We start from the raw sequence: 11,931 nt of genomic DNA, 5'->3' as shown, positions 1-11,931 counted from the left end.
TTATTATTATTATTATTATTATTATTATTATTATTATTATTATTATTATTATTATTATTATTATTATTATTATTATTATTATTATTATTATTATTATTATTATTATTATTATTATTATTATTATTATTATTATTATCAAGCTGGCAATTCCTCAATGACCCCGATGGCACAATAAACGCCATAATTGACACGAGCACGAGCCTTATGAAAGGAAAACTTCCCGATCGTGAAAGTTTCGAGAAAATATTTATCTTCGACCCCGCTCAAGATAAATAAACTAGAGGTATACACTTATGGGCATCATTGATAAAATGGAAGCACAGTTAGAAGAAAGAGCCAAAAAAAGACAACATAACATGGAAAATCTTTTCATCTATCTTGCAGAATTAAATATTGATGAATTAAGTGATATTCTGTCTGAAATTCAAGATATTATGGACTCAAAATATTATAAAAAATTAATAGAAGCCGTCACTATTGATAAATTTAAAGATAAAGTTGATTTTCTTGGAGATTTACCTAAACATCGGATAGAAATCCTAGCTTACGATAACTTAAAAAAAGGAGGCTTATTAACCACCCTTTTCACCAAATCAATCATCACAGTCCAAGACACACTCACATTATATTCTTTTATAGAATCCATTTATTATATACACAAAAATCCATTAGAAAAAGAAGACCTAATAAATATTTATTTCAGTGGACTAGATGAACGTGTAATTTTTGCTCTAGAAAATTTTGACCAAGTTAAACTTGAAGATCTTCCTGAAACAACTCCAGAATATATTAAATCACTCGGAAAAACCTACTGGTCAGAGAAAGAACTCTACAAAAAACTAAACGAGCTAATGTTCGAAGTCATGGATTTTATTTTTGATTATCCTGCAATTACAAACCGTCCTTCAAAATATAGGGCCACAGAGGATCTTTTTATTCAATTTTTGGCTGCTTGTAATGCTGTGAATAATGGTCGTTTAGGTATTGGAGTTGATGATACTATTGTGGCTTATAAAACTTTTCTAAAGTTGATTAAAACAGATGTCACACAATATAAAGCTATTCCCGAACGGATAATAAATTTAGAGAATCATGGTGCTTATCTGGTTTGTAAAAAATGCGGAACCTATTACCAAATTCCAGAAGGCGAATCTGCAGATGATTATTCCAATAAATGCGAATGCGGAGGCAAATTAAAATACTTGGGCTCACCGCACAACTAAAAACCCTAAATCCATCCTAATCATGGCCAGGGACCATGTGGGTAACACCAACCAAACACCACTCACCTTCACAGTAGACAACACCCCACCCGTTATAAACCCTGAAATCACTCCAGAAAGTGTCAATCCCGAAGAAACAATAAATATAACCGTAACCGCCTCCCCCGACACGCAGAGTGTGGTGGCCATTATAGGCGCACAAAGAATCAACCTCACACCCACAAATGGAACCAGAACCTGGACCACCAACTACACCATACCACTAGATGCAACCTTCAACATCCACACCATACAAATAGAAGGAACCGATCAAGTAGGTAACGTGAGTAAGAACATGGCCAGTTACGAAGTACTGGATCCTAACCCTAACCCCGGACCCGAACCTAATCCTGGATCCAATCCTGGGCCTGGACCTGGACCTGAACCTGAACCAATACCCAGCCCCTCAAACACAGCTACAACGTGACATAGCCGGAGTCAGACAAGCAGTACAACAAGGCAGCTTCCAAGACGAACTGAACCGGTAAAAGGCTTTAAAAGCATGGACCAGCTTTTTAAACAAAGTCGGTTTCAATTACGGAATGTCAGTTTTCAAAAAAGGACTATATAAATTATTCCCCGACAAAAAATCCGAAATAGATTCCCTATTATTATTATTTTCAAGCTGGCAATTCCTCAATGACCCCGATGGCACAATAAACGCCATAATAGATACAATCACAAGCCTTATGAAAGGAAAACTTCCCAACCGTGAAAGTTTCGAGAAAATATTTATTTTTGACCCAGTACAAGATAAATAAACTAGAGGTATACCACATGGGCATCATTGATAAAATGGAATCTAAGATAGAAGAAATGGATAAGAAAAGTCAGCAAAATATGGAAAATCTTTTCAATTATCTTAATAACTTGGATTTGGATGGTTTGGCGAATATTCTTTCTGAAATTAAAGAAATCAGAGATTCAGGGTTTTATAAAAAACTAGTTGATGCCTCAAATACCAATAAATATAAAGAAGACATTGATTTTCTTGGAGATTTACCTAAGCATCGGATAGAAATCCTAGCATATGATAACTTAAAAAAAGGCGGACTATTAACCACCATTTTCACCAAATCAATAATCACAGTCCAAGACACTCTCACTTTATATCTTTTATAGAATCCATTTATTATATACACAAAAATCCATTAGAAAAAGAAGATCTGTTGAACATTTATTTTAGCGGACTAGATGAACGTGTAATTTTTGCTCTAGAAGATTTTGACATAATTAAACTTGAAGATCTACCTGAACCAACTCCAGAATATATTAAATCACTCGGAAAAACCTACTGGTCAGAGAAAGAACTCTACAAAAAACTAAACAAACTCATGTTTGAAGTCATGGATTTTAGTTTGAATTATCCAGACCTTAAAGACTGGTCATCTAAATATAGATCTACAGAGGATCTTTTTATTCAATTTCTGGCAGCTTGTAATGCTGTGAATAATGGCCGTTTAGGTATTGGAGTTGAAGACACTATTGTAGCCTATAAAACATTTTTGAAACTGATTAAAACAGATGTTACCAAATATAAAGCCATCTCTGAACGTATAATCCGTTTAGAAGATCATGATGCTTATCTGGTTTGTAAAAAATGTGGAACCTATTATCAGATTCCCGAGGGGGAATCTGCAGATGATTATTCCGATGAATGCGAATGCGGTGGGAAATTACAATACCTAGGCTCACCTCACAACTAAAAAAAAACCTATTTCCATCATGCTCATAACAGGAACCATGTGGGTAACACCAACCAAACACCCCTCAACATCAAAAAATATAACCTCTTCTTCTGCTGAATTGACTTTTACTAATTACCTTTTCACAGATTCACAATCTTCATCTAAGGAAAGTGGTAACTAGCAGCCCAATACTCAATCCCATCACAATTATAACTGTTGCCACCGCAATAACATTGAAAAGCTTGGTGTTCACATGTTCCCCCATGATTTTCTTGTCATTTATGATAAGGAGCATTAGTATCAGTACAAAAGGTAAAAGTATACCGTTTGCCACTTGAGATAAATACAGGATAGATAATAATGGGACCGATGGGATAAGAATTATGATTACCGCTGCTATAATCAGCCCCAAATATAAGCCATGGAACACCGGAGCTTCCCTAAAGCTTTTGGATACTCCTGCTTCGAATCCAAGACTTTCACATACATAATATGCTGTAGACAGTGGCAGGATACTGGCTGCAAAGAGTGAGGCGTTTAAAAATCCGAATGCAAATAGGATACTTGCGTATTGGCCTGCCAGTGGAGCCAGGGCCATCGAAACATCAGCAACGTTATTTACCTGGATACCGGTGGGATGTATGGTGGCTGCGCAGGCAATGACAATGAAAAAGGCCACAATGTTCACCACTATGGCTCCCAGCACTGCGTCCATCTTGGAATATTTGAGATTCTTTAAACTAATTCCCTTCTCCACTACCGAAGATTGGATGTAGAACATCATCCAGGGGGCAATGGTGGTTCCCACCAGACCAATCACCATGGTTATGTAGGCAGCATCAAGACTTATCTGTGGCATTATCATACTCTGAGCTGCTAATCCCCAGTCTGGTTGTGCCAGGAATCCAGCTATGATATAGGAGAAATAAAGGGCCGAGGCCATTAAGAATATTTTTTCCACACTTTTGTAGGTGCCTTTAACTACCAGGAGCCAGACAAAAAAGGCTGCCAGTGGCAGGGCTATGAAACGAGGCACATTGAATATGCCCGCACTTACTGCTATACCTGAAAATTCAGCCAGGACATTTCCGAAGTTGGCCAGAAGCAGGGCGACCATCATGAGGAAGGTGAGTTTAATTCCCACCTTCTCACGTATGAGATCTGCCAGGCCTTTCCCGGAAACTATGCCCATACGGACCCCCATTTCCTGGATCACGGCCAGTGCTATGATCATTGGGATGAATGTCCATAGAAGGTCGTATCCAAACTGTGAACCCGCCAGGGAGTAAGTTGTGATTCCTCCGGCATCGTTGTCCACGTTGGCAGTTATGATACCTGGCCCCATTACTGAGAGGAATATTATGAAGCTGATGACAGCAGGGCTCTTAAAAACCCTGCGGAAAATTGAATAATCCATAATTAGACCTTCTTAAATCTATTCCCCCTGTTTATCTTCCGAACATTCTTGGGACCCGTTTTTTCCAGGCAGTGGGTAAAACAATGTCTATTGCATCGTCAACTGTGATTATTCCCCTTATTTTATCTTTTTCAACAACAGGGAGGGCTATGAGGTTGTACTTTGCAATTTTCTGGGCAACCTCATGCTGTTCTTCCATTACGTCAACTTTAATGACATCAGTCTGCATGAAATCAGATATGTTTATATCAGGATCAGAGAGTATAATTTCCCTTATAGAAACTACTCCTACTAAATCGCCATTTTTTGAAAGAACATAGACATAGTAAATGGTTTCAACGTTTTTAGCCATTTCTCGAAGCGAGTCCAGGACTTGTTGAGCAGTGAGGCCCTCTTCCACAGCAGCAAATTCAGTAGTCATAACACCACCTGCGGTATTCTCAGGGTATTCCAGTAGTTTACGCAGGTCTTCTGATTCTTCAGGTTCCATTAGATCCAGGAGTTCTTCTGCCTTATCATCAGGTAGATCAGCGAGAAGGTCAGCTGCATCATCCGGAGACATTTCATCTAAAAGTTCGGCCGCTCTCTGGCTTTCCATTCCTTCCAGGAGTATAACCTGTCTTTCAGGGGAGACTTCCTCCAGGGTGTCGGCAGCTGCCTCATCATCCAGGGAATTCAAAATTGTTATGGATTCATTAAGTCCCAGCTGGTCCACAATATCCGCAATATCTGCAGGGTGAAGCTTTTTCAACTTCTGTTTAGGGACTTTTAGTTTTAAATTAGAATAGTCGCTGTTTAATGCATCAATATCCTTCCAGGAGATGAGATCTTCCCTGGAATCTATACCTAGGGGTTTGGCAATACGGGTCAAACTTAATCTTTTCAAAATACCGTGAATACCTATATCAACACCAATAACATGATAATGACCATTTTTGGCTGATAATTTGAGATCGTTAACCCGTCTGATCTTTTTATCCTCAATATCAACCACTTGCCGATCTAAAACATTATGAATAAGCTTAATATCATTATTTAAAATTGTATACTCTTCAATATCATTAATTGGGATTTTTAGGATTATTTTCTTTCCAATATCTCCAATGTAATTACAGGGAATATTTTTAACAGTTTTACCAGAAGTATTCACCATTATGGCTTTTATTATAGGATAAGCAGTTTCTGATGACACTATAACATCTTTCAGTTTCCCTATTTTTTCTCCGCTGGGGTTTATCACTGGTTTTTTTATTAAATCACTTAGGTACATTTCTCTCACCTCCTGGGATTGGTGGGTCATTTAGTTGGTCAATTGGAGGTATGACTCAGATTGGAGGTATGACTCCTTCTTTAACACGTTCCATCACAATCATCTCAGTCAGATCTTCAACACCATCAACCTGGCGGATTTTACTGGTTACTATCTTATTGAGCTCTTCAATGCTGTGGGCCCATACTTTAATGAGAATGTCATATTCTCCAGAGACACTGTAAACTTCAGAGACCTCTTCCAGTTTGGATAGTTCCATTTCCACGTTTTCGTGTTTTTCCGATTCTGTCTGAATGATGATGATGGCGGTGACCTTTAGGCCAGTTGCATCCGTGTCCAGAATCAGGGTGTATTGCTTGATCACAGTTTCTTCCAGCTTTTTAAGCCGGTTCGAGATGGTTGCGTCAGGTACGTTTATCTCCTTTGACATTTGGGAGAGAGTTATCCTTGAATTCTTGACCAGGGAACGAATAATTTCCGAGTCTATCTCGTCCATTTCAAATTCACCACGAATATGTTATTATAGTTAGTATCCTACCACCCAGCTTATAAAGATGTTGGAAGATTACCCAAATTATTCGTATTTTTTGGAAGATTACCCATAGGGAAATGAGCCTAATCAAGTTGTTCAAAACCAATCTCAAGGAACTTTCAGAAGTTAAATCATACCTTTAAGGAGTAAATCCTTAAAAATAACATTTTAAATCCTTAAAAATTTGAAATTCTTTAAAAAACATATGGATTATTCAAAAAAGGTGTCTATTTTAAGTATTATATCCAATTGAATTATAATAATATTATTGATATTAATTCACTGAAATCTTTGATGTGTAAGAATAATAAGCCACCTAAAAACTCAAAACCATACTTTAAAAACAAAATAGCAGGGCTGAGGATTCAGATACTGAACATTAACCTTTTCATAAGAGGTTCCCTTAGGAAACCCAGCTAGATACGTATTGAAAGCTTTATCAGGATTTCCAGAAGAATATACATGCAACCAGAGTACAGCAGTACTGTTATTGCCCATGCTTTCCCTTATAATGTCATTAACCCGAATGGGAGTGTTTCGGAAGAATTGAATATTCTCTGTTCTATTTTCTGGCCTATCCATCATCCAGACGGCTGCGGGATCTTCTACACAGATAGGATCCGTCATGACATAGAAATCGGTTGAATTCAACATTTCCTGAGTGATTCGAAAATGATAACAGACCCATCCTGATTTTTGATTTCTATAATCCACCTCCAAATGTTCCGGATTTCCATTAACACCAAAATGTGGGCATTCTTCCCCTAATTGTTTCTGTTCTGACAATCTGGAGCGGTCTACGGCGTTGATAAAAAGTATAATACTGGTATTAAGGTAATTGCAAAGAACTGTGCGGTTTTCCACCATTACTTCTGTAGAAGAATAGTTTCCACTAATATTTTTCACGTATATTGGTTCTAAAGATGTATCTACCGGATATATGGCCAGAGTAGATTTGCAATAGGTAGGAATTACTCGACCCGCCATTAATTTATCATAACTTCCGGTAAGGCGGTTTATCTTTGGGATACTTATGATGTTTGAATGAATTTTCATGTTAGTGGAGTCCACATCAGCCAATCCTGGTGTAATCCCACCCAAATCATTTAATTCCTCCCAATTTTCCGGAGATCCAGGGGTTTTTACCAGCATATCTGCACCGGAAAGGGTAATTCTTTCCAGAGAATTTCCGTAGACATAATCCTCCATTTTAGAACTAGCAATGTCCATGGCATCTGCCGAAACCCCCAATATAACGGTTATTAAAATTAAAGATAGCATTAGATCCATGGAAAATACCATTGCCCGACTATCTTCAGTAAATTCATTCCCAAACATCTAATCACTTGATCATTACATTTTAATGGGATCCACTCTAAAACTTAGGTAGTCCATATTTTTGTCGATGGGAATTATCCAAGTAGAGTTGGAAACTGTGCGTTCCATTGGTAAAGTAGATGAGCTTACAACCCGAGTAGGTTCCGTGAGAGCCAGTATCATTAAAAATAACATGGTCCACTGAACTGGGGGCAGTTGAGGAATTATCTGGAAATGTTATATTAGCTGACTGATTTGAAAAGGGGGCATTAACAGATGGTGCCGGTGTGATAAATGTTTCCACACCATAATGAGGACAAGTACCCTTCCCTTCCAGTCTGCAGAGGAAACAGGCCCCATCACTACTTTCATGATAAAATCCATTTTCAATGCAGTTTTTCAGGTTTACCAGTTCATTGGTGTTTCCGTGGAGAATGTAAGGATCGTAGGGGCATTTTTTTATGTATAATGAGGAGGTGGCGTTTTCATAAGCTTCAAAATTCTTGAGCCCCCTGGATTTGAGATAATTTGCCAGGCTGTTACCATAGAATATCCGGTCTTCCGTGATGGTTGCACTCCCATGATTCTTGCACTTGACAAATGGTAATGGATCATAAATCGAGAATGACCCATTGATGAGAGAAATGTTCTGGGTCAGATTTACCTGATGTTTCAAGGTGCCCTTGCGTACTGCAACCCTTGATTTGACTTCCACACAAAATGGATCATAGCTGTTATCCACGTTCAATATTGTACACTCCACCAACATGCCATTACCACTGTATTTTGAACAAAAAATATCCATTCTGTTCTGAAATTCCCCCTTAACCTCCTTTCTACTGTTTAAAAGAGGATTTCCACTACTTATAACCTCAAAAGATTTATCTCTAAGCACCTCCCTCCCTATTAATGGTAAATTTGTTTCCAGATCATTAGCAACACCCAGAACATCTTGGGAGTTTAACGTAGCCTGCTGGGCATCTGCTTCACCCACCGTCATGTCTGCCAATACCATTAATAGTAAAAAAGCGGGTAAAATAAGAAAAAATGAAAATAAACTCATCACGTAACCATTATTATCCATAATTTTACCCCTTTTTATGGGCCCGGTTCAAAAGTTTGTTTCCCTCTACACATAATTTATTATTTAATATATAAAAAGTAATACAATATAAAGTTATTTCTAAAGTAAAAAATTATATTATTCCGAGCATTAGTAAAGACAAAAAATAGATCATATATAATTTGTAGAAGTGGATCCTATTCGAATCATAAACATATAAAAACATCAGGACTATAAAAGGATTTATAAGAATAGATCAAATTATGGAATAGATCAAATTATAAAATCTAAATTAAACTAACTGAATTTAAACAAGCAATAACCAACTTAATCAAAAGCTATTAGCGAGGTATTATAAATGAAAGATATTGTAAGAGGCTGGCGTCACATCTCCCAAAGATATAATCTCATTGGATCAAAGTGTTTACAATGCGGCGAAGTATTTTTCCCAATGAGGGTTATCTGCCCCAAATGCAGACGAAAAGGTAAACTGGAACCCATAAAATTCACTGGAAATGGAAAAATTATGAGTTACTCTGTTATACACACCCCAACAGATGAATTTAAGAATATATCCCCATATGCCGTGGCTATTATTGAACTGGAAGAAGGAGCCAAGATCACCAGCCAAATAGTAGATTGTAACACCGATAACATTGAAATAGGTCAAGAAGTAGAGTTGGTATTCAGAAAAATCAGAGAAGAAGGCGATGAAGGAGTTATATCCTATGGTTACAAATTCAAACTCAAACAGTAAGGTAGGGATCGTTTTAGTGGGCCACGGCAGCCGACTACCCTATGGTAAAGATGTTCTAAGCCAGTTAGCAGAAATTTATAGACAGGAAAGTGATCATCCGGTGGAAGTAGGATTTATGAACATGAATAAACCATCCATCCCATCATCCATCAATAAACTGGCCCAGATGGGTGTGGAAAAGATTGTAGTAACCCCTGTGTTCCTGGCTCCTGGAGTGCACACCACCCAGGACATTCCCCGTATTCTGGGATTGAACAATGGTGACGAAACCCATGACCACAGCCATGCACATGGACACAGCCATGACCACGGTGAAACAGAGGAGATCCACTTCCATGGGGAAATAATCTACACCGACCCTCTGGGTCCCGATCCAAAAATCGTTTCCATAATAAAAGACCGGGTTAATGGGGCCCTTTAAAGATAATGCCTTCTAAAAATATTAAAACCCCGGAAAACCTTAAAATATCTCATATTGGTGAGAAAAAGCTTATCAAGCGACTCCTCTCAAGGAGTCGTGCTTTTCAACCTAATTCTCCTTTTTTTGATGAATTTTATTATAAAAGTCTCAGTGACGACGCTGCCCTCATTGATCTTGGGGATAAATATTTAGTGATAACTTCCGACCTTTTACTGGAATCATCTCATCTACCATCCGATATGAGCCCTGGAATGAAGGGGATGAAAGTGGTGACAGTGAATGTCAGTGACCTGGCAGCAATGGGAGCCAAACCCATTGGTTTTATACTGTCTCTGGGGTTACCAAAGGATCTTCCCCTTAATGAATTCGATGCAATAATGGATGGTGTTCTCTATTCCTGCCAGGATTATGAAATGGGACTGATGGGTGGTGACACCAATCAATCTGATGAGTTAATCCTCAGTGGAACCGGTTTAGGAATGGTGGATAAAAACAAAGTACTCATGAAAGAGGGTGCCCAGCCAGGGGATGTGGTGGCAGTTACCGGCCCATTGGGTGTGGCTGCAGCAGGATTTGAATTCTTATTATCCCCCCCAACTGTAAGGGAAGACCTTAAAAAAAATCTTAACCACTCAACCCTAGAACTCATCCAGAAACATGCCCTCCAACCGCATGCCAGATTAAAAGAGGGGATTATGCTGGCAAATACAGGTATAGTGACTTCTGCCACTGATATAACCGATGGTCTGGCCAGTGAAGTAGGGGAATTGTTGGAAGCTTCCAAAAACAGGTTGGGAATTACTCTTTTTGAAACCATGATCCCCCTTATTCCCGAGGTGGAAGAGATAGCTGCGGCATTAAACCAGGACCCCCTTGATTTTGCCCTTTATTATGGTGAGGATTTTGAACTTCTTTTAACCCTTCAAAAAGATGATTTTGACCATCTAAAGGATGAGTTCGGGCTTCATCAGGTGGGTGTGGTGACGGATTCTGGTAAGATGGAAATAATAGATAAAGATGGTAAAACAAATATATTAGAAAATAAGGGTTACCAGCACTTTACATAAGTGAGGATTATTTGATGGACATCTTGATCATCTAATAAACGGGGGTTTATCTAATGAAGAAGGAAGCCATACTTTATGAAAAGCGGGATAGTGTGCTTAACTGCCATATCTGTAATCGTAGTTGTGTTATATCCAATGGTAAGACTGGTTTTTGCGGGATGAGGCAGAATGATAATGGCACCATGTACAGCCTGAATTACGCATCTGCTTCCTCAGTGGCAGTTGACCCCATTGAAAAAAAACCTCTCTTCCATTTTTATCCCGGCAGCCTATCATTCAGCCTGGGAAGCGTTGGCTGCAACTTCCGCTGCCCTTACTGCCAGAATTGGTCCATATCCCAGGCCAGTCTGGAGGAAATAGGAATCAGAGATATCCTTCCCGAAGAAGCCATACAGATGGCCCAAGATAATAACTGCCAGTCCATTTCATGGACCTACAACGAACCTACCATGTGGTTTGAATATACCTATGACTCGGCAAAACTGGCCCATAAAAATGATTTGAAGACAGTTTATGTTACCAATGGTTACATGAGCTCTGAATCATTGGATCTAATCGCACCTCACCTGGATGCGGCCAATGTGGATTTGAAGGGGATGTCTGATAAATTTTACCGAGAACTGTGCCAGGCACGTCTGGAACCCGTGCTAGAAAACATACAGACCATGCATGATAAGGGCATCCACTTGGAAATTACCAACCTGGTGATACCGGGCTACAATGATTCCGAGGAAGACCTCCAAACACTGGTGAAATTTGTGGCTGATGTGGATGTGAACATCCCTCTACACTTCACCCGCTTCTATCCCCATTACAAAATGAACCAGGTCCCACCTACCCCTGTGAAAACCCTGGAGAAAGCCTATAAAATGGCCAGAGAATCAGGTGTGAAGTACGTCTACGTGGGGAATGTCCCAGGGAGTGATGGGGAGAACACCAGGTGTCCTGATTGTGGAGAACTTCTCATTAAGAGGGATGGATTTAGTGTGGGATCTAATAATTTGAAGAAAAATAAGGAATGCCCCAGTTGTGGGATGAAAATTGATATTGAAATTTAATTTAAGTTAATTAAACCAGTCATTGATTGGAAAAATCTTAAAAAAAATTTTATAAATAAAAAAAATAGGTTAAAAAACC

The 11,931-nt window shown here is 38.7% G+C and carries 13 protein-coding genes; 8 read left to right on the top strand and 5 right to left on the bottom strand.

Annotation, left to right across the window (positions count from 1 at the left end; genetic code table 11):
* Positions 1–293: 293 nt before the first annotated feature.
* The 4 genes from HY987_RS10875 (at position 294) to HY987_RS10860 (ending at position 2,968) form a co-directional block, all read left to right on the top strand.
* On the top strand, positions 294–1,223 hold the full coding sequence (locus HY987_RS10875; RefSeq protein ID WP_292758454.1) for a hypothetical protein: 930 nt from the start codon (positions 294–296) through the stop codon (positions 1,221–1,223).
* Between the two features lie 22 nt (positions 1,224–1,245).
* On the top strand, positions 1,246–1,689 hold the full coding sequence (locus HY987_RS10870; RefSeq protein WP_292758452.1) for a hypothetical protein: 444 nt from the start codon (positions 1,246–1,248) through the stop codon (positions 1,687–1,689).
* A gap of 350 nt (positions 1,690–2,039) precedes the next feature.
* The gene (locus tag HY987_RS10865; RefSeq protein ID WP_292758450.1) at positions 2,040–2,384 is read left to right on the top strand and encodes a hypothetical protein; all 345 of its coding nucleotides are present in this window, start codon (positions 2,040–2,042) and stop codon (positions 2,382–2,384) included.
* A 47-nt stretch (positions 2,385–2,431) separates the two neighbouring features.
* On the top strand, positions 2,432–2,968 hold the full coding sequence (locus HY987_RS10860; RefSeq protein ID WP_292758448.1) for a hypothetical protein: 537 nt from the start codon (positions 2,432–2,434) through the stop codon (positions 2,966–2,968).
* Positions 2,969–3,107: 139 nt separating this feature from the next.
* Here the strand turns inward: HY987_RS10860 and HY987_RS10855 are convergent, their stop codons facing one another.
* The 5 genes from HY987_RS10855 to HY987_RS10835 form a co-directional block, all read right to left on the bottom strand.
* A complete protein-coding gene (locus HY987_RS10855) occupies positions 3,108–4,367 on the bottom strand; it encodes an Nramp family divalent metal transporter (protein ID WP_292758446.1) in 1,260 nt (419 codons plus the stop codon).
* A gap of 31 nt (positions 4,368–4,398) precedes the next feature.
* Positions 4,399–5,637, bottom strand: coding sequence for a CBS domain-containing protein (locus HY987_RS10850; protein ID WP_292758444.1), 1,239 nt, complete (start codon positions 5,635–5,637; stop codon positions 4,399–4,401).
* Between the two features lie 55 nt (positions 5,638–5,692).
* On the bottom strand, positions 5,693–6,133 hold the full coding sequence (locus HY987_RS10845) for an Lrp/AsnC family transcriptional regulator (RefSeq protein ID WP_292758442.1): 441 nt from the start codon (positions 6,131–6,133) through the stop codon (positions 5,693–5,695).
* Positions 6,134–6,493: 360 nt separating this feature from the next.
* The gene (locus HY987_RS10840; RefSeq protein ID WP_292758441.1) at positions 6,494–7,507 is read right to left on the bottom strand and encodes a hypothetical protein; all 1,014 of its coding nucleotides are present in this window, start codon (positions 7,505–7,507) and stop codon (positions 6,494–6,496) included.
* A gap of 37 nt (positions 7,508–7,544) precedes the next feature.
* On the bottom strand, positions 7,545–8,570 hold the full coding sequence (locus HY987_RS10835; RefSeq protein ID WP_292758439.1) for a hypothetical protein: 1,026 nt from the start codon (positions 8,568–8,570) through the stop codon (positions 7,545–7,547).
* A gap of 337 nt (positions 8,571–8,907) precedes the next feature.
* Between HY987_RS10835 and HY987_RS10830 the strand changes: the two genes are divergently transcribed.
* From HY987_RS10830 to amrS, 4 genes are read left to right on the top strand one after another with little or no spacing between them, the layout of a single operon-like run.
* Positions 8,908–9,306, top strand: coding sequence for a Zn-ribbon domain-containing OB-fold protein (locus HY987_RS10830; RefSeq protein ID WP_292758438.1), 399 nt, complete (start codon positions 8,908–8,910; stop codon positions 9,304–9,306).
* On the top strand, positions 9,278–9,727 hold the full coding sequence (cfbA, locus tag HY987_RS10825) for a sirohydrochlorin nickelochelatase (protein WP_292758436.1): 450 nt from the start codon (positions 9,278–9,280) through the stop codon (positions 9,725–9,727). The genes HY987_RS10830 and cfbA overlap by 29 nt, the downstream gene beginning before the upstream one ends.
* Before the next feature lie 5 nt (positions 9,728–9,732).
* Positions 9,733–10,794 (top strand): thiamine-phosphate kinase, encoded by a 1,062-nt coding sequence (gene thiL / locus HY987_RS10820; protein WP_292758434.1) that lies wholly within the window; start codon positions 9,733–9,735, stop codon positions 10,792–10,794.
* A gap of 53 nt (positions 10,795–10,847) precedes the next feature.
* Positions 10,848–11,852: an AmmeMemoRadiSam system radical SAM enzyme gene (gene amrS, locus HY987_RS10815; RefSeq protein WP_292758432.1), complete on the top strand. Its 1,005-nt coding sequence runs from the start codon at positions 10,848–10,850 to the stop codon at positions 11,850–11,852.
* Positions 11,853–11,931 lie beyond the last annotated feature (79 nt).

It is taken from the genome of Methanobacterium sp. (assembly GCF_016217785.1).
Classification (GTDB): Archaea; Methanobacteriota; Methanobacteria; order Methanobacteriales; family Methanobacteriaceae; genus Methanobacterium.
Note: the sequence above shows the minus strand (reverse complement) of the source record. Positions and strands in the feature narration are given on the sequence as shown.